Source organism: Micromonospora sonneratiae (genome assembly GCF_042679305.1).
Classification (GTDB): domain Bacteria; phylum Actinomycetota; class Actinomycetes; order Mycobacteriales; family Micromonosporaceae; genus Micromonospora_H; species Micromonospora_H sonneratiae.
The window spans coordinates 23,195-41,694 of record NZ_JBHTMP010000007.1 but is presented as its reverse complement, the minus strand read 5'-3'; the positions used below and the strand labels follow the sequence as shown (position 1 = coordinate 41,694).

General features: G+C 66.2%; 13 protein-coding genes. 3 read left to right on the top strand and 10 right to left on the bottom strand.

The features are described from left to right. The first annotated feature begins 22 nt into the window (after positions 1–22). A complete protein-coding gene (locus tag ACFQ4H_RS06470) occupies positions 23–1,132 on the top strand; it encodes a hypothetical protein (RefSeq protein WP_377568019.1) in 1,110 nt (369 codons plus the stop codon). 18 nt (positions 1,133–1,150) lie between these two features. Here ACFQ4H_RS06470 and ACFQ4H_RS06465 read toward each other — a convergent pair whose 3' ends face one another. From ACFQ4H_RS06465 to ACFQ4H_RS06440, 6 genes are all read right to left on the bottom strand, one after another. Further along, on the bottom strand, positions 1,151–1,615 hold the full coding sequence (locus tag ACFQ4H_RS06465; protein WP_377568017.1) for a hypothetical protein: 465 nt from the start codon (positions 1,613–1,615) through the stop codon (positions 1,151–1,153). 25 nt (positions 1,616–1,640) lie between these two features. Then, positions 1,641–3,725: a DEAD/DEAH box helicase gene (locus ACFQ4H_RS06460; RefSeq protein WP_377568015.1), complete on the bottom strand. Its 2,085-nt coding sequence runs from the start codon at positions 3,723–3,725 to the stop codon at positions 1,641–1,643. Positions 3,726–3,808: 83 nt separating this feature from the next. Then, positions 3,809–5,128 carry a BREX system ATP-binding protein BrxD gene (brxD, locus tag ACFQ4H_RS06455; protein WP_377568013.1) on the bottom strand — a complete coding sequence of 440 codons (1,320 nt, stop codon included), beginning with the start codon at positions 5,126–5,128 and terminating at the stop codon, positions 3,809–3,811. After that, positions 5,125–7,995, bottom strand: a complete 2,871-nt coding sequence (gene pglZ / locus ACFQ4H_RS06450) for a BREX-2 system phosphatase PglZ (protein WP_377568011.1) — start codon at positions 7,993–7,995, stop codon at positions 5,125–5,127. The genes brxD and pglZ overlap by 4 nt, the downstream gene beginning before the upstream one ends. Beyond that, entirely contained in the window at positions 7,992–11,771 is a 3,780-nt protein-coding gene (locus ACFQ4H_RS06445) for a hypothetical protein (protein ID WP_377568009.1), read from the bottom strand. The genes pglZ and ACFQ4H_RS06445 overlap by 4 nt, the downstream gene beginning before the upstream one ends. 269 nt (positions 11,772–12,040) lie before the next feature. Then, positions 12,041–12,655, bottom strand: a complete 615-nt coding sequence (locus ACFQ4H_RS06440; protein WP_377568007.1) for a hypothetical protein — start codon at positions 12,653–12,655, stop codon at positions 12,041–12,043. Between the two features lie 737 nt (positions 12,656–13,392). On the opposite strand from ACFQ4H_RS06440, the gene ACFQ4H_RS06435 reads away from it, so the two are divergent. Further along, positions 13,393–14,241 carry a helix-turn-helix domain-containing protein gene (locus ACFQ4H_RS06435; RefSeq protein ID WP_377568005.1) on the top strand — a complete coding sequence of 283 codons (849 nt, stop codon included), beginning with the start codon at positions 13,393–13,395 and terminating at the stop codon, positions 14,239–14,241. Then, complete coding sequence (locus ACFQ4H_RS06430) at positions 14,238–14,459, top strand: DUF397 domain-containing protein (RefSeq protein WP_377568003.1); 222 nt, start codon at positions 14,238–14,240, stop codon at positions 14,457–14,459. Before ACFQ4H_RS06435 ends, ACFQ4H_RS06430 begins: the two co-directional genes overlap by 4 nt. Before the next feature lie 51 nt (positions 14,460–14,510). On the opposite strand, the gene ACFQ4H_RS06425 is transcribed toward ACFQ4H_RS06430, so the two are convergent. The 4 genes from ACFQ4H_RS06425 to ACFQ4H_RS06410 are packed head-to-tail and all read right to left on the bottom strand — an operon-like array spanning position 14,511 to position 18,174. Further along, on the bottom strand, positions 14,511–14,897 hold the full coding sequence (locus ACFQ4H_RS06425) for a hypothetical protein (RefSeq protein ID WP_377568001.1): 387 nt from the start codon (positions 14,895–14,897) through the stop codon (positions 14,511–14,513). A 10-nt stretch (positions 14,898–14,907) separates the two neighbouring features. After that, entirely contained in the window at positions 14,908–17,049 is a 2,142-nt protein-coding gene (locus tag ACFQ4H_RS06420; RefSeq protein ID WP_377568000.1) for an ATP-binding protein, read from the bottom strand. 4 nt (positions 17,050–17,053) lie between these two features. Beyond that, a complete protein-coding gene (locus ACFQ4H_RS06415; RefSeq protein ID WP_377567998.1) occupies positions 17,054–17,617 on the bottom strand; it encodes a GNAT family N-acetyltransferase in 564 nt (187 codons plus the stop codon). A gap of 35 nt (positions 17,618–17,652) precedes the next feature. Continuing rightward, positions 17,653–18,174 (bottom strand): DUF6879 family protein, encoded by a 522-nt coding sequence (locus ACFQ4H_RS06410; RefSeq protein ID WP_377567996.1) that lies wholly within the window; start codon positions 18,172–18,174, stop codon positions 17,653–17,655. Between the last annotated feature and the right edge of the window lie 326 nt (positions 18,175–18,500).

Genomic DNA, 18,500 nt, shown 5'->3' with positions numbered 1-18,500 from the left:
GTTCGAGAGAAGAGAGCAGCAGTTGCGGACCCTGTTCAGCGGTGAACGGCATGTCCACTACAGCCAGATCTACGTCAAGAGCGGAGCCACGCCAGGTGAGGGAGGCCTGCGCGCCGCCTTCGCTGGCCAGACGAACGGGATCTGCGGCGCTGCCGTGCCGGGCTCACTGTTCCTCATCACCGGGCTGCACACCGGCCGCGTCGGGTTCACCATCGAACTGCACGACGAGACACCACCGCTGGACGACGCCTGGGAGGAGATCGTCGAGGTCTCGTTCATGCCTGAGACGTCGGAGGTGATCCTCATCGAGTGGGGCGGTGCAGCGTACGAGCTGCTTGCCCTGGAACAGGTCGAATACCGGGTCCGATACTGCGGCACGGGTAGGGACGAGGCGCGGAAGCGGGACACCCGGATCGATGGTGAGCCGCAACTCGACCGGTACCTCCTCCAGTTCTGGCCGAGCCCGGCCCGACCCGATCAGGTGGTGAGGCAGACCAGCGCCAACGCTGCCTACTGGCACCGCCACGCCCGTGGTCTGCCACCGCCGCCGTCGCCCGAGGAGAAGGCAGAGGCGGAGCGCCGGGCGCAGGCAGAAGCGCAGCGCGTACGCCAGGAGCGGCAGCGGCACGACGAAGCGCGACGCTGGGGCGGACGGTTACCAACCGAGCGGCTCCGTAACGTCCGCGGCAACGTATTCGGGATGGTCAGCCTCGATCCGGATCTCGTACACGCCATCGGCGACGCGCCTGCCCAGACACAGCGCAAGATCGCCAGGTGGGCTGCGTGGCGTGCCTACCAGAGGGCAGGGCTTGCCGAACTCGACTGGACGGCGCCGGCGCTTGCCGCACTGGACCGGGGCGAGCCACTACCCCCACCGTTCACGGACGACACTGAGGTGTGGCAGCGCTTTCACGCCGACGAGCAGATGCCCCGGACCCTCGTTACGTCGCTTGATGGGCGGCACCACGACATGTTGCAGCAGGGCATGGCAGTCCCCGCGCTTTTCGGGGCAGCCGAGGCGGACCCGCTACAGGCTGCGCTGGATGCTCTCTTCGCAGCAGCGGTCACCTTCGGTCGGGACCACTATCGCGAGCTGCTCGACGAGGTCCGCCGTACGTTCCTGGTGGATTGAGGCCGACCTCGGTAACGGTCAGCTGGCTCGATGCGGGCCGGCCGGTTCGCGGAACTTGAGCGTGCCGTCGACGTAGTACATGAACTTCGGGGCGGGATCTGCGGTGTAGCCGAGGTAGCCGATCCAACCGGTGGTGGTGGCGTACGACGCCAGCCACCTGACGAGGTCCATGGCGTAGCCGAGTTCGTCCTCGTGCACGCAGCTACGAACGGTCATCAGCCAACGCTGCCGACCATCGGGGTACAGCCGATGTGTGGCGGGCAGCAGGGCGGTCACGTCGACACCGTCGAAGGCGTGGCTTCCCGTCGTGCCGTTGAAGAACGGATAGGGAGTTTCGTCATACCAGTCAGGGGCGCTGAAGGCGCGGAACTCGGTCGGTGGCTCGTCGGTCAGCCGTAGGTGCCACCGGATCTCGTGCAGGATCTCCTCGGGCAGGTCAGGCTGTAGTTCGAGCGAGAGGAAGAGGTCGTAGTAGCCGCCCACAGCGTAGGAGCCTAGGGCCGACTAGTCAGTGGGTGATGACAAAGCGGCTCGGCTCCTTGAGCACAGCCAGGGCGCCGGGCAGGTCGGCCAGCCTGGTGGCCAGTGTGGCGAGGGCCAGACGCTGCGGTAGGGCTGTGTTGAACTTCAGGCCGCTGAGCGCTTTCTCGTCCACGTCCGGTAGGCACAGCCGGTCAGCGGCGTCGGCGATTCCGACCTTCCATTCGGCGGGGTTCAGGTCCCGACGGAGGCGGAGGTAGAGATCCGTAGGTTCCTGCATCGGGTCGGTAAGGCCGGCCAGGGTGCTCGTCAGCGTGGCGTTGGTACGGAACCCCGCCCAGGTCCACCAGTACACGTCACCCGAGGTGAGACGGGTGACCATCGTCCCACCCGGGTGGGCGGCGGGCAGGTGCTGCTGCCGAAGCTCTGCCAGCTGATCGACAGCTCGTCGGGTGAGCGATACGGGTGGTTCGGCACCGAGCACCACCTCGCGCATCGCCCGGCTCAACTCGAATGAGTGGCCGGCCAACCCCATCCCGGTCCATCTTGCCTTCCCTCCGCCGTCGACTGGTTCGACGAAGCACCGGCGACGCTTCCAGTCGACGTAGGTGACCTGCCAACTTCGCCCGCCGAGGAGAAGCCGACGTGGGCCCTGTATCTGTTCAGTCAGCAGGCTTGGGTCGATTCGGCCGAGCTCGGTGCGTCCAGCCAGCACCGTGAACTCGGGAGGAGCGGTGAAGACGGCGGTCATGGACATGAAGTGACGATGTCCGAATCGAAGTTCGGCTTCGGGGCCGATGAATAGCATGTCGCCGTCGCGTTGTAGGTAACCCTGTTCGACGAGGTAGCGCAAGATCACGTCAGCGGACCTGGTGAACGGGTCGAGACCGTTCCACCATTCGTGCCATACGTGGTCGCCGATCTGGCGTTCCTGGAGGCACAGGGCAAGGATCTGCTGGGCGACGATATGCCGCGGCTCTGGTGGGGCAACGACGGGTTCTATCCAACCGCGGCCCCAGAGCAGCAGCAGACCAGCGGCGCGGAGCAGGCTTGGTCGATCCGGTGCAAGGAACAGGCAGTTGCGGGTTGCGCCGGGCCGTCGGCCGGTACGTCCGAGACGTTGCAGGAACGAGGCGACCGAACGTGGTGCACCTATCTGGATGACGCGGTCGAGGTCCCCGACGTCGATGCCGAGTTCGAGGGTGCTGGTGGAGACGATGACGCAGTTACGGGCCTCGGCGAAGGCCTGCTCCGAACGCCGACGCTCGTCCAGGGCGAGGGATGCGTGGGAGAGGAAGGTGGTGATGCCTTTCAGCCGCAGAAGTTGCCCAAGTTCCTCCACCTCCTGGCGGGATTCGCAGAAGACCAGCCGCTTCTCGCCCTGATGCAGGGACGCGATCACTGTCGCGGCGTTCTGGAGGGAGCCGACGTAGTCGAGCTCGATTTCGCCGGGTGGTGGCGCGGAGAGGGGGTCGGTGCTCTGCAGCGGCGCTGATGTGGGGAAGTCGAGGTGTGGGGCGATCACCCGTCCTGGCCGGCGATTGGCTTCCGCGCCCTGTAGCCAGGCAAGTAGTTCCTCCGGATTACCAACGGTCGCGGACAACCCAATTCGTTGTAGCGGACGCCCGACAAGGTGACTTATCCGTTCGAGCACGGCCAGCAGGTGCCAGCCTCTGTCGTCACCTGCGAAGGCGTGTACTTCGTCGACGACAACCGCCTGTAGGTCTGCAAAGAGCAGGGAATGGTCGACGTTGACGCTTACCAGCATCGACTCGATGGACTCTGGCGTGGTCAGGAGAAGATCGGGCCGGTCCCGCAGGATCGACCGGCGGGCGGAGACGGGTACGTCTCCATGCCAGACCGCAGCACGACGGCCCAGCCAGGAGAAGTAGCTGGCCAGCCGGGGTTCGAGGTTGTTCAGGAGTGCCTTGAGCGGGCAGACGTACAGCACCGAGAGGCCAGCCCACTGCTGGCTGGCCATCTTGGACAACAGCGGGAAGACGGCTGCCTCGGTCTTGCCACTGGCGGTGCCGGCCAGCAGTAGCGCGTCCTCACCTTCGAGTAGGGGAGCAATCGCCGCCTCCTGTAGTTCGCGAAGGCGGGCCCAGCCCAAGGTATTGACGATGTGGTGCAGCAGTACCGGGTGAAGCGGCCTGCCCGCCTGAGCATCGCTTGCTTCGGCCCGCGGGTCTGCTTTCACGGTAGGTCCAGGGCGATTTCGTCTGCTCGGGTGGCGTTACGTTCTACCTCGGTCATCTCGGTGCGCGCCACAGTGAGGGCGAAGTCTCGGCGTGGATCGAAGTTCGGGTGCAACTCGATCGGGTCCAGTACGCCAGCGACGAGTTTCTTGAGGAAGAGCCGCGGGGCGATTCCGACCTTGCCGCCGAGTTGACCTGCCAGGGCTGCGGCAAGGTCGGCCAGATATAGGTCGTCGGCGAGGTGGACCAGACGGTCGCGGACGGGGCTGCCGTCGGCGAACAGATCGCGTACTCGGGCACCGAGTTCGACGAGTGAGTCGACGGTGAACCCGGGCAGACGTAGCTGCACCGCCCGGGGGTTGTCAAAGTCGGGGTTGTTCGGAAAGTCGGTGGCGAGTCGTTGGGCGAGCGGGGCCAGCCGCGCGATTCCCTGGGGACCGTCGTAGAACGCCGGCGTGCCGGTGATGACGAGGTACAGGCCGGGAAAGCGGCCGGAGTGAACTTCGTCCACAAGCTGTCGGAGTGCGTTCAGCGCCTTGTCACGGGCGTCAGAGCGGACTCGTTGCAGCGTCTCCACCTCGTCCAGCACCAGTAGCAGACCCGGGTAGCCGCAGTCGCGCAGCACCACCAGCAGTCCCTGCAGGAAGCCGAGGGCGCCGAAATGGTCGAGGTCACCCCGGATGCCGGCATGTCGGCGAGCGACGGCGGAGACGTGCGGCTGTCCACCGAGCCAGGCAAGTACGGCGTCGGCCCCCGCCGCGTCACCGCTTGTGACGGCGGCCCGGTAGCCGCGCAGCGCGGTGGCGAATGTCGGCGCGGTCCGGCCGACGACGTTTAGCCGTTGACCGAGAAGTTCCTCGACAGCGCGGTCGACCGCCGCCTGGTCGGCAGGGTCCACCGTTCCACTGCCCAGGACATCGTCCTCCAGTGCATAGAACCAGGCATCGACAACAGCCCGTAGCGCACTGGGTGGGAAGGTGGCGGTCGTCAGCCGTTCGATGAGTCGGCGGTAGACCGTCTCCAGCCGGTGTAGCGGGGTCTCGTTCTCGGAGACCTGCACTTCGGCGGTGGCGAGATTGGCCCGTTTGGCCTGCTCCGCCAGCCAGCGGGTGAAGAACGTCTTGCCGGAGCCGTACTCGCCCCGGATGGCCTTGAACACCGCACCGCCCGTACGGATCGTGTCGATGTCCTCGGTGACTGCCGTCGTGAACCGATCCAGGCCGATTGCCAGCAGGTCCAGGCCGGATTCGGGTACGGCACCACGACGCAGCGCGTCCAGCACCTGACGTCGCCGGGCGCTGCTCACCCGGGTACTCATGATCGTCCTCCGGGGAGTTGGAACTGTTCACGGAGCAACGCCATGTCCAGCCGTACGGTACGACCGTCGTCGATCAGGGACAGGATGGGGAAGTTGTCGACGTTGAAGATGCGTTGCAGGGTGGTCACGAACCCGGTGGCTCGGGCCGGCTGTTCGCCAGCTTTTTCGGCGACGAGCACGGTGGGCAGGATGCCGTTTGCGTCCACCAGTGCGGTGAGTGCTCCCCGGATCTTGCTGATTGCCATCTTCCGTGGGGTCAGGGAATGCTGGGCTTCGAATATCTCCGATGCGATTAGTGCGTTCACCAGGCCGTCAGGCTCGTCGGCCGATGTCTGGGCGGCCGGCGCGGCCAGGGCGGTGGGAGCTTCGGTTGGCAGTTCGAACAGCGGGGTGCCGGTCGTGGCCGGGCTGCTCCGCTTCGCGTCGCTTCGCCGTACCGGTGCCGGCTTTGCTGGCTGCGTGGAGACACCGGCTGAGCCTGCGGCCTCCTCGACTGTCGTCGACCACCAGTGCGGGTGCTGTGGTCCGAGCAGGCGCCAACCGGATGGTGCCGCCGCGCCGAGGGGCAGCAGCGCCAACAGCGGCACGGTTACCTCGGCCAGCGACGCCCCACCGTGGTAGCCGGCCTGACGAGGCAGGTAGCGCGCTTGCGGGTCCCAGAGTGCGATCACCCGCCCGCCGTCGGTGACCACCCGGGGTCCGGCCAATTCGACCTCCCCGTCGGTGGCCGGTGCCGGATCGGTCCGGTGGCGGGCGGACACCGGTTCGACAACCGACCGGAGGACACCTTCCCGCTCTGGTATGTGCCCGTGGTCGCTGGTCAGGATCACCGCCCGTCCCTGGTAGCGGGCGTAGTCGAGCAGTGCTCGCAGCACGCCGAGGTTGTCGATCCGCCAGCCCGCGTCAGCGCTCTCCCGGCCGTACCGCAGCCCATCGTCGACAGTGTTGACGACCACGCCGACAACAGTGCGAGGGTCGCTCAGGGCGCGGATCACCTTGTCGCTGAGTACCTCACCGGCCTCGCCCTGGAGGGTGCTCTTGTGGAACAGCTTCGCGGGTCGCCCCTGCCAGAGCGGGTTCCCTTCGAACGCCGAACGCTCCTCGGACTGCCCGCCGGTGCGGAGCGCGCCAGCCAGCAGGGAGGCACGCGACACGGTGGTCACCGTGGGTAGTGCAGCGACGACTCCCCGGCGTCGGGCATCTGTCTTCCGACCGGGCCGGCTGGCCAGCGGGTCGTATTCCAGCCAGCCCTGTTTGGCCAGTTGATCGCCGAGGTCGGCAGCGATGGCAGCCGTCATCCCGTCGATCACCACGACCAGGACCGGACGATTGCCTTCCTGGACCAGGGGCGCGACCACCCGGGGCAACACCGTCTCGACGGTGAGCAGATCTCCGGGCTTACCGCCGCTGCCTGTCCACGTGGCGAGGTGGACGGCGAACGCCCGGTCCAGTTCACGACGGCGGCGCAGAGCCTGGTCGTGGATCAACTTATAGGCAGCGGCCAGACCCGCGTGCGCGTCCTCGCCGGTCCAGACGTGGTCCAGGGCCAGGTCGACCCAGGACCACTGCTCGATTTGGCGGCCGACGCCTTCGGCCACGCCGAGTGGAGCGGGGGCCGGCTCGGCCAGCCAGCGGGCAAGGCGTAGCGCCATTTCGGCTCGTTGGACGCGGTGCGGGTAGTGCGCCGCAAGGTGATGGTTGGCCAGGTGGTCGATGGCCTGACCGGCTGCGGTGAGCGTCTCGGGCGTGGCGCCGCCCTTGGCGGCGAGATTCAGTGCCTGGGCGGCCTCGCCGAGCCGGTGGGTGAAGCTTGATCGCAAGATGTCACTGTGGTGGGCGGCCCCGGTCGCGGCGAAACCGAGCAGCAGTTCCTCGGCCCGGTCGAGTACGGAGTGGGCCAGTTGGCGGGGATCGGCTTCGCCGCCCCCACGCTGGAACCCACTGTCGCGTGCTGCTGCCCGAATGTTCTCGCGTCCGAGTGCGGTGGTCAGCAGGCCGACCATGGTCCGGTTGGCGGTGGCGGCGAATGAGGCGATGGTGTCCGGGTCAAGATGAATGCCGCCCAGGTACTGGTCGACCCGCCCCTGTGCGCGGAGGCTGTCGGGGTCGTCGGCCGCCCAGAGCGCCTCGCACACCAGCCCGAGGGGCAACGTGTCGGTGACGTGCCCGACCTCGTGCAGTGCCGCCATCACGCGTACCGCAGGCCCGAACTCGCTGGTCAGCCAGTCGAGAAGGCCGGTCCGCTCAGCCTCGGACAGAGTCGCCAGCGACTGTGGTGCGACCGGTGCGGCACTCCAACGCAGCAGGCTGGACGGGTCGACGTCCTCGGACGCGGTCCCCAGCTGTGCGAGTTGTAGTCGTTCTACGGCCAGGTGCCGCAGTGCGGTGTCGCGTTGCAGCACGATTCCGGGCAGTCGGGGCCACCCGCCGGGCGGGGTGGCTTCGACCAGGGCCCGACCGGCCCAGGAAAGTTCCTTCAGCCGGGGATCCAGTTGTTGTGCGCCGAATGCCTCGGTGATCAGGGTCCACGGGTCCATGCTGACGATCCGGCGTCGGTGCACCCGGCTGAGGATGCCGATGCCCAGTTCCTCTTCCGGAAGGTCGGTCAGGATCGCGGTGGGCAGTTCGTGGGACTCGGCCAGTTGCTCCCAGATGGCCAGGGTGGAGATGCAGGGTACGACCCGTACCCGCAGTGTGTCGTTGACGGGCAGGATCGGGTCGTACGGCCACACCGGCGCAGCGCTGACCAGCAGCACCGGTTCGGGCTTGCCACCCCGCCGGTGGGCACGTAACCGGCGTTCGATCCGTTGGGCGAGGGTGTGCGGGTTGACCGGCAGCGCGTGGGAGGACGACGCGGTGACGATCACTGCCGTACCTGCCAGTTGACCTGGAGCCGTCGGCCCGGATTGCGCCCGGCTACCTTGCGTAGCGTCTCCAGCAACTCGTCCAGGTCGTCGACGTCTATCAGCTTGGTGCCGTGTTCGGTCGAGCCGGGGTCGGGCCCAGTGTCACCGGAGGACGGCGTGGTCTCCGTACCGGGCGTTGGTGGCTGGTGCGGAACGCGGCCGGTGCCATCCCCCGGTGACGGCGGCCGGTGCTGGCTCCGGGTCACCCGGCGGAGCAGGTCGGTGGCGTGGGCGCGGGCCCGGCTCAGAGCAGCGGCCAGCGGGGTGGTGAGTTCGTCGTCGTTCGCGGCCTGCCGTAGTGCCGTGAGGATCTCCACCGCCTCGGCGGTCCAGGGGTCGCCCAGTTCAGCCAGCAGGTCGAAGTTGTCCCAGGAGGTGTTACGAAGGGCCTGGACGACCTCGTACGCGCTTCGGATGCTCTTTCCGGCACGCTGTGGCGGACCGCCCAGGTCGGTGTGCGCGATCTGCTTGACGATGTCGATGTCGCGGTGGCGACTGTCCAGCCCGTCGAGCAGGTCCCGGGCGGCGTACGCGGTGTGTAGTCGCCCGGTGGTGGCGGCGGGGTCGAGTCCGAGCCGGTCGGCGTGCCGTTCCAGTTCGGCTGCCAGCAGGTGTGCGGCTTCCCGGTGCTGGCGTGCCTGCCGGGAAAGATCCTGCACGAACATGGCGACGAGGCGACCACGGGCCAGGGTGGGCGGCATGAAGCCGAACAGGTGCATGGCCCGGTCCCGGGCGAGGCTCCAGTCATCCTCGTCCGGGCGTTCGGGGGTACGCAGGGCCAGGTCGTTGTTGATCGCGGACAGTTCGGGCTGCGGTGTCATGACCGATCCGTGCCGGACCCAGGTGCGGTCGGTCTGTTCGGCGAAGGCAGCCATGACGAGCTGGGCGACCAATGGCTCTAGGCCGCGTGGCTTCGGTTCGTCCAGCCAGCGCACCAGGTCGGTGACCCGGATGTCGCTGGTGATGCCCTCCTGGTTGGCCCGGTGTTGGAAATGCTCGACCCACTGGCGGTCGAGCACGTACGCGGCCTCGTGCATCTCGCCGAGCCCGAGCGGGTTGACTATGCGGCGGAGCACCGCGCGGTCCTTCTTTTCGACCTCGACCCGGTCGTCGCCCGACTCGACGGCCCGGCGTACGTATTCCAGCACGGTGCGCAGGTCGGCGGCCCGCACGGACTCGCCTCTGCGGTCGGGGTCGAAGTCCGGGTGGGCCGGGTATTGGGCGCTGAGCATCTGGTCGGCCAGCCAGGGCAGCACCGCACTGAGTTTCGCGCCGACCGGCAGGGTCAACTCGCGCGGGTCGGTGAGGCTGATCAGGTGGTCGGTGTACGTGGTGAGCACGTCGGCCGCCTGCTTGTTCGCCACCCCGTACGCCTGGCGCAGCACGCCTTTCATGGCCACGAGCAGGGCGTCGCGCTGGTTGGTGAGGGTCGCGTGGGCCCGCCGCCGGTCGTCCTCGCTGAGGTGTTTGGCAGCGAGTTCGAATCGGCTCGACGGGCCGCTGAGCAGCGCGTCGAGCGTGACCAGCCGACCGAGGTCGGTTTGCCGGTTGACGGTCAGCGTGGCGGGAATCCAGCAGACGGTACGAGCGGTGAAGCTGAAGCCGAGTACCCGGTTGCGGTCCTCGGCGGGGCTGTGGGTGCCCTCATCGAACGGGTAGTCGATGACCAGACGCCAGGTGTTGGGCGTGAACGGGTGGAAGGCGTCCTCGCGTAGCTGGTCGGGGTCGCGGATGTTGCCGTAGACAACTTCGATGGTGCGCCGGCTGCCGCGCCAGATCAGGTGTGCCTGGTCGAAGTAGCTTTCGGTGGCGGTGACGCCCAGCTCTTCCCAGAGTAGGCGCTTGACCATGTTCTGCCGGCCGCCGAGGGTGTCGAAGTGGCGGGCGTTGTTGAGCACGCTGCCCACGTCGACGCCGACCAGTTCGAGCTGTACCCCGTCGCCGTCGAGCATCTTGATCTCGCCGAAGCGGGCGGCCCACTGCTCGATCCTCCGGTTGATCAGCCCGACCTCGCCACCGGGGATCGGGCTGGTGATGCTGCCGTGGTTGAGCGCGGAGAGCTTGCGTGGCGTCAGGTTATGCAGTGCCGGTACGGAGGGGGCCAGCGCGGCCAGCAACAGGGTCTTGATCAGCCGGTCGTCCCCGGTGAACGCGCGCACCCGGCCTGCGAGCGCAGGGTCGAGCTGTTCGCCGTGCCGGGCGCGGTCCAGATCGTCGTCACTGACGTTGTGCTGGTCCATGAGGTAGGGGCGCAGCTGGTTCTGGTAGAGCTTCTGCGCGGTTTCGAACTCGACCTTCAGGCGGTCGGTGAACGGTTGGTCGCCGCCCCGGCTGAGCACGTCGTAGAGGTCGCCGAGGGGGATGAGCTGGCCGAGCCGTAGTTCGTCGCGGCGTTCGACGAGTAGTTGGCGCATCAGTTTCAGGCCGGTACGGGATCGTTGCAGCGCGCTGGAGACGTAGACCAGGGTGGAGATGAAGGCCGGGCTGAACGGGTAGGTGAGGCGGAACGATTCCAGGTCGGCACCGCTGCCGGTGTCGGTGCCGAGCAAGACGTCCCACACGTCCGATCGGACCCGTCGGACCCGCTCGAATGCCTCCGTGATCGCCTGGTCGGCCGGGCTACCGTCGCCGCCGACCCGCTTCAGCAGGCGTTTGCGGGTGATCTCCGGTAGGTTGCGGTCCTCCAGCGTGATCACGTCGAATCGGCCGCTGGCCAGGTTGAGCGTGTCCTGGAAGGCCAGGTCGTGAGCGCCGGTCACGGCCTCGCCGACCAACTCGCGCAGGTCGCGCTGGCGGGCGATGAAGGTGATCACCGGGATCGGGCGGTGGGCGTCGCCACCCTCCACGAAATTCGTGATCTTCTGAATCTCGCGGGAGACGAAGCGCTGGTCTCCAATGCTGTTGGCCAGCCAGAGGATCAACTCGTCGAGGAAGAGCACGAGGCCGTCGTAGCCAAGCTCCTTGGCGTGTGTGGCGATCTCGGTGAGTCCGCGGTCGAGCGAGACGAACCCGTCCGCGTCCTCCAACGCGTTGCGGAAGAATCCCCGCTGCCAGGTGCTGAGCAGGTCGTTTACCAGGGATCGGCGGATCTCGTCGTCTGGGGTGGCGGCGAATGCGGTGTCCAGCTTCTCGCTGGTCCAGCCGTCCGCGGTGTCGCCCCAGTCATCCTCTTCGCCACCGCCGGGGAGCCCGGCGATGAACGCCCGGTCGCCGATCTGGGCACGCAGGTGCTGGCTCTGCTCGAGCAGGGCATCGGTACGGTGTACGGCCGGGATGCGCTTGTCCGGATGCAGCTTGCGCACGTATTCGATGTAGCCGCCGAGCACCCGCTGCTCCAGCGACTTCGCGCCCATCATGTGATAGGGCACCAGCAGGAACTTCCGGCCGTCCAGCCACATGTCGTGCCGGGCGAGGAGCGGGGCGAACTCGTCCCGCTTGCGCGCCGCGTGTTCGCCGCGTAGCAGCGCGTGCAGAACCGCCATGAAGTGTGACTTACCGGCACCGAACGAGGCGTGTAGATAGGCGGCCCGGGAGGCGCCGGTGTTGAGCGCGTTCTGGATCAGCCGGAGTGCCTGGTCGAAGTTGTCGACCAGGCGCGGCGGGATGACGTACTCCCGGAGGGTTTCCTCGGCGTTGGTGACGCCGTCGGCAAGCCTGAGGACCAGGTCGCTCGCGGACGGTGACTCCGGGATGACGATCACGTCCCGCAGCAGCGGTGGGGGGGTCTGCTCCGGCATGGGTTATACCGTAGCGGACCCGTCACCCCAGGCTGGGTACCACGACTCTGTCGTGGAATGCCTGGTTGCGGCGGTGGGTGCGGGCGGCGCGGGGGGCAGAGCAGCAGGTTCGGCGGTGGTGCCGGCCACCCCGCCCCAACGGTCCCGGCAGGTGTAGGAGAGGCTGGCGTGGATCCACCTGCCGTCGTTGTCGCGCAGGACGACGAGCCCGCAATGCCGGCAGGGAAGGACCCGGGGGTACGGCGGGGTCACGCCCGCCCTGGCCTGACTCACCGTCGGCCCGTGGTGTCGCCGTGGCGGCACTTGTCACCGGGCAAGTCACCGGCCGAGTCGTCGTCGCCCCAGCACAGGCCACCGGCGCTGTCCCGATGGCAGCCCAGATGATCGGTGGTACGGGCGCAGGTCTCGTTCTCCGGCCCGATCGTGCCACAGGTGACCGGCTCGACGTGGTTCCATTCATCGGCCCGGGAGAGCACGGCGGGGTAGAAGCCCAGCTCGGGCCGGAGCGCGCCCAGCGCCCCGGCATAGGCGGCAGCCCGACTCCGAGCCGCCGGCAGGTTGGCGGCCGGGAAGGTCAGGTGCAGGGTGTATCGGTTGCGCGGGTCGTTGTTGCTGGTCAGCACCCTGGGCCCCTGCTCCCGACCGGCCAACATCCGGTCGACCAGCACGTCGGCGTAGTCGGCCGGGTCGACCGGCTCGATCGGAGTGGGCGGCGGGTTGAGCGCGTGGGCGCACGCCGCACGCACGGCCTCCGACACGTCGGCCCGGTCAAGCACCGCGAACAACTCAGCGTACGGCTCGGACGGTGCACTCTGGCCGGTCGACTCGGGCCGCATGTTCTCCCGACGCTCCCGCTCCCAATACGGCGAACTGTTGTGGGTCACGCGTACCTCCCAAGTCGTCGCTGTCAGGTCAGTTCGGCGGGTCACCGGGGAGGCGGGTGTCCGAGCCCGCCTCCCCGGTGACATTCGGCGGTGCCGGTTTGCCGGATCCGGCTGCCGCCTGCGAAACACGGCCGCGTGCCGCTGCCGCCCCGTGGGGGACACCGGGTGGCGGGAAGTGGTCGTGTTTCGCGGTCCCTGGCTGGGGCGACTGGCCAGGGACGACACTGGGCTTCGGTGGGCGGCCGGCGGCAGGCCGGCTCAATCGCTCATTTCGGACCTGCTGAGCCCATAGCCGGGGTGCACATGGCCATGACTCGTGGCATGCCTGGCACCGGCGGTCGTCGTGCGGGTGGAACACCCATGTGCCGAGCGCCCGCCGGGCCGGTACGTGGTGCGACCAATAGCGGTCGGCGAGCGCCGCGCGCGCCGGATCGTCGGTACGCATCCGCCCGTGACCAGGGACGATCTCCATTTCGGGGGCGACTTCACCCTCCGGTGCACTGTGGCCGGTCAGCTCGGGTCGCACGTGTTCCCGACGCTCCCGGTTCCAGTACGGCGAGCTGTTGTGCATCACACGTACCTCCAGCGTCATTGCGCCCTCACGGACTGCGTACACCATCCCACCGCGTGGTCCAATTTGCAATGTGCAACTTTGGATGTGTGACTTGGGTGTTGCTGGACGAAGGGTTGTTGATCCGCTTGAATGAGCTGGCGTTGCCTACTGATGAGGAGGCGGAGTGGCCAAGAGGTTCAGCCCAACAGCGCGTCGGCGTCGGCTTGCTGCCGAACTGCGTCGTCGGCGTGAGGTCGCCGGGTTCACCCTGGAACGGGCGGCCAGCCATATTGATAGTTCCCACTCAAGGCTGTCTCGGATCGAGACGGCTCAAACGGGTATCCGGCCGCCAGACCTGCGAGCGTTACTGGATCTCTACCAAGTGCCTGCGGATGAACAGGCAGTGCTGGTAAACCTCGCAAGAGAGGCGCGGCAGCGTGGCTGGTGGCACGGCTACGGCAAGGCTGTCCCGGAGTGGTTCGAGGTCTATGTTGGCTTGGAGTCCGAAGCTGCCGGCCTCGGGGTCTACGAGTCGCAGTTCGTGCATGGACTGTTCCAAACCGAGGAGTATGCGCGTGCCGTGTACCAGGCAGCCGTCATACCACTTCTGCCAGACGAAGTTGATCGCCGTGTAAGGCTGCGTATGGAGCGGCAGACGCTCGTCACTGAGCAGGGCATGTTCATGCGGGCAGTGCTCGACGAGGCAGTGCTACGCCGGGCGATCGGCGGACGTGACGTGCTGCGCGGTCAGCTGCGGAGGTTGCTGGATGTCGCTGAGCTACCCAATGTCTCGCTCCAAGTGTTGCCCTTCGGTGCGGGCGCTTGTGTGCTCGGTTCGTTCACGATCATGGACTTCCCGGACCCTGCTGACCCAGCCGTGATCTACGTTGAGAACCAGACCGGGGCGTTGTACCTGGAGCAGCCGGATGAGGTGCGGGACTATACGCTGAAGTACGACTATCTACGTGCTGCGGCGAGAAACCCGGTGGAGTCGACGCAGTTCATCGCAGATCTTGCCAAGGAGTTGACGTGACCTTTGTCCAGCGAGCTACTGAACTGACCGGCGTGCGGTGGCGTAAGAGTACCCGCAGTGGCGATAACGGTGGCTCGTGCGTGGAAGTTGCTGAGGTGGCGGATGCGGTTGCGGTTCGTGATTCGAAAGATCCGAGCGGTCCCGCCTTCATCTTTGAGCAGTGCTCCTGGTCAGCCTTTGTCCGGGGTGTGTGCTTGGGTCACTTTGAGGCGCTCTGATCTACCCGACCTGTTTGGGTGATGCCGCCGGCATCACCCGCGCTGGCGGTCCTAGCCGAAACTCACCCCGCCGTGGATGTCACGTGCCTGGACGACCTGGCCGGTCACCGGCCCGGAGATCGTGTTCCTGGTCTCGCTGTGGTCCTCCTGAGGCCGACCCGCCCTGATTTCGTTCCATAGCCGGTGCAGCTCGATGGCGAAGGTCCGGTCGTTTTGCGCGGCAGCTGCCAGTGCGGCGTTCAGCTCCGCCAGCCGGTGCTTGTCCGACGGGTCATCTTGCGCCGCGACGAGTGCGTTCCCGGTCTCAGGCTGCTCGGCCGCTTTCCGCCGGACGAGACGCACCAGCGCGTTGAAGGCAGCCTTTCCGCCGGCAGTCAGTTCGGTGACGGCACTTGTCGCCAGGGCTGTTGCGATGGCGGCCAGGACCGGGTCGTCCATGCCCACTCCTCTACTCGATAGACTTCAACCGCCGTTGCACTTCACTGGCAAGCGGATGGTCTAGCTCGATCAGCGTGGTCAACGCTGACGACCAGGCATGACGTGCCTCGTCCCGGTCGCCGCTCGCTGCGTACGCATCGCCAGCATGCACGAGGGCGATGCACTGGTGACGCTGGTCGCTCATCTCGGCGAACAGCTCCTGGGCGCGGGTGAGGCTGTCGAGTGCTGCGGGGTAGTCAGGCACCTGGATCAGGGCTCGGCCAAGCTGTAGTTCCACCAGAGCTTCGCTCCACCGGTTACCCAGAGACCTGAAGATCTCCATAGCGCGCTGATAGGACGAGATCGCCTCGTCGTACCTGGCCATGTTCCGGTGACCGTTACCGAGGCTCATCAACGAAAGCCCGATGCCTCGATCCTCGCCCATCGTCCGGAAGATCCCGAGTGCGCTATCGGCACACTCGATCGCATCTGCGAACCTGCCCGAGTCCTCATAGGCGAGGCAGCACCCGCGCATCGCGTAGCCCGCCGTCCAATGGTCACCCACCTGCTGTGCGGCATCGTGCGCGTTCACGTAACACTGGAGTGCCTCATCGATCTGACCACGGTCCCACCAGGCGTCCCCGAGGCTGAGTAACACCCAGCCCTCGGCCGATCGGTCCCCGAGATGCCGGGTGCATTCAACCGCCGAGAGGTGACTGTCGATCCACGCCCGCCAGTAGGAATGTCGTTCGAAGAAGGCCATCGAGGCGATGGCGAGCTTCCAGGCAACATCGCAGTGGTCGGTCTCCTGCGCCAACCGAATCACGTCCAGCAGGTTCAGACGCTCGTGTTCACACCAGCGCAGAGCTTCCTCCAGACTCCCGAATGAGGGTTCGGCAGCGGTGGTGCCGTTGTCCAGACCCGGTATCGGGCGGCCCTGCGGAAGGATCCTTCGGTAGCTGTCGTACGACCGGGTCAGGTACCAGTCGAACATGCGGGTCAGCGCGGCCTCGATCTGTGCGGGCGACTCGTCTTCCTTCGCTTGCTCACTGGCGTAGAGACGAAGAAGGTCATGCAGCCGATACCGTTGCGCGCCGATGCGGGTAACCAGGTGCAGGCCGACCAGCGAGTCCAGATGTCGGCGGGTAGCCGATACCGGTGACCCGGTCAACGCCGCCACTGCGGGCAGCGCGATGTCCGCACCTGGGTGCAGCCCCAGCAGCCGGAAGGTGCGCGCGGCTTCCGGGTGGAGCGCTCGGTAGGACCAGGAGAAGACCACCCGTACGGCGGACAGTTCGTCGCCCTCCACGGACAACGCGTCGAGCCGGCCGCTTTCCTCTTCCAACTCCTCGACCAGGTCGGCGAGGCTCACGTCCGGGTCGCTTACGGCGCGGTCGGCCACGATCCGCAGGGCCAGCGGAAGATTTGAGCAGAGTTCGACCAGCCGGATGACGGCTGCCCGTTCGGTATCGACGCGCACCGGGCTGATTGTCTCCCGTAGCAGCCGAATCGAGTCCTCCTCAGTCAGTACGTCGAGTACTGCCCGGATGGCACCGTCACGTACCGCCAGACCAGACAACCTGTTGCGGCTGGTGATGATCGCCATGCAGCTCGGTGAGGCAGGCAGAAGGGGGCGAACCTGCTCTGCGGTCGCGGCATTGTCGAGCAGTACCAGCATGCGCCGGCCATTGGTCATGGACCGGTAGAGAGCAGTGCGTCCGGGCAGGTCTGTTGGGATCTTCTCTGGCGGCACGTTCAGCGCCCGCAGAAATCCGTCCAGGGCTTCCTGAGGATTCAGCGGGGGCACCGCATCGTATCCCCGAAGATTGATATAGAGGTCCCCGTCGGGAAAGCGGGTGCGGACCCGATGTGCCCAATGCACGGCGAGGGCGGTCTTACCGACACCGGCACTACCAGAAACGGTCGATACGGTGACGACCGGAAGCCTGTCGTCACTCGTTCGCAGATCAGTCTCATCCAGTAGCGAGTCAAGCTGTCGAATGTGCACCTCGCGGTCGATGAACCCCTTCGTCGCGGGTGGAAGCTGACGTGGCGGAGGAAAGGGGGTCTCAGTCACCCGGAAATGTACGCCTCCGGATATTTGTGCAGCTTGGACGACGGCCGCGGCCCCACCAGAGAAGTCGTTGTCCGCGTCGGCGGCGTTTGGATTCATGTGGTCAGGCCTGTCGTTCCGGGATGGCCAGGAACCCGGTACCGATCAACCCCATTAGAATCACGTCCTGATATTTTCCCTCGAAATATTCTTGTTCCCGTAGTAGGCCCTCGACGGCAAACCCGAGACGTTCGTGCAGCTTGATTGAGGCGACATTTGTGGAGTGAATTTCGACCAGGCACTTGTGATAGCGTCGCTCGGTGAACATGTAGGACAGTAGGATGCGTGCGGCTTCCATTGCATAACCGCGACGACGCTGGTCCCGGGCGATGGCGAGGCCGTAGCTGAAACTCCCACTACGCGGATCGGCGCGGGCCGTGGAGATTGCTCCGATCATCCCCGGCGTATCGACCCGTTCGATGGCCAGCGCGAAACAGTCGCTCCCGGTCGCCTGGTTGGTTAGGTTCTTGAGTTCATGCTGGCGCTGTGCAGCTGACCGTGGCGGCTCGACCCGGAACACCGACCGGGCATCCTCACTGTGCTCGGTGAAGGTTTCGTAGTAGCTGTCATCGCTGGGCTCGATCGCCCGGAGCCGGATGAGATCACCGCTCCAGACTGAGCTGCTCATACGTTGACCTGCCTCACCTGGCTTGGTGGAGGAAGCTACGGGCGGTAGTCCGAGAAGCTGCGGGCGTGGGTCCAGGCAACGTCCCGCCAGTAGCAGTGCCGGAGGATCTCTTCGACGGCGTCGATCGTCTCGAAACCGAGGAAGACGTTGTCGCTGTCGAAATGCAGGACGGCAAGTGTGCGCGAATCGAACAGCCAGAAGTCGTGATTCGGTAGGTTGAGTCTTCTTGCCTGGTCGCGATCGAGGTAGCGGATATCCTCACCGGCGGCCAGGTTGTGCGGGGTTACGAAGATTTCAAAACGGAGATAGTCGCTGGGGGGATCATCGACGACCCGGACGCGTTCCACCCGCTTTCCAGTCGAAGTCTGCGACTCCATCAGATCAAGCCAGTTCTGGAGCCAGGCGACGCCAGGGTCCTGGCCGTTGAGAAACTGCTGGAAAGGAATATCCTCGGATGGCAGCCCGTAGGCTCGCCGCACCTCGAGCTTGAAGGCGACATGCTCGAAATCAGCGAAGAGCTTCTGGAACGCGCCAGGATCGCTGATGATCTTTGACATTCGCTACTCTTTGCCCTCGAACCATGACATGAGCGACCGTGGTACAACAACAAACTTCTCGCCTGGTAGCACGTCGCGGAGCTGTGAGAGTGCTTCTGGGTCCGTCAGTTCGGAACCTTGGACCACAATGTCGCCGGTGTCGGTCTCGTAGAGGGTTGGGCAAGATCCAGAGTTGCTCGATGTGGCTAGAAAGCGAATTTTCATCGACTCCTCCAGAGGTCGACTCGGGAGAAAAGTGTAACAGTCAGCTTACTTAGAGTGACGGTAATTGATGTGCGTAAATCCTGTCTGACTTTGCTTCATGTGTAAAGATCTCGTGTCTGGCA

Excerpts from the sequence above, each read along its gene's own strand:
- brxD (WP_377568013.1), bottom strand. The coding sequence starts at position 5,128 with ATGAGTACCCGGGTGAGCAGCGCCCGGCGACGTCAGGTGCTGGACGCG.
- ACFQ4H_RS06445 (WP_377568009.1), bottom strand. The coding sequence starts at position 11,771 with ATGCCGGAGCAGACCCCCCCACCGCTGCTGCGGGACGTGATCGTCATC.
- ACFQ4H_RS06425 (WP_377568001.1), bottom strand. The coding sequence starts at position 14,897 with ATGGACGACCCGGTCCTGGCCGCCATCGCAACAGCCCTGGCGACAAGT.
- ACFQ4H_RS06420 (WP_377568000.1), bottom strand. The coding sequence starts at position 17,049 with ATGAATCCAAACGCCGCCGACGCGGACAACGACTTCTCTGGTGGGGCC.
- ACFQ4H_RS06415 (WP_377567998.1), bottom strand. The coding sequence starts at position 17,617 with ATGAGCAGCTCAGTCTGGAGCGGTGATCTCATCCGGCTCCGGGCGATC.
- ACFQ4H_RS06410 (WP_377567996.1), bottom strand. The coding sequence starts at position 18,174 with ATGTCAAAGATCATCAGCGATCCTGGCGCGTTCCAGAAGCTCTTCGCT.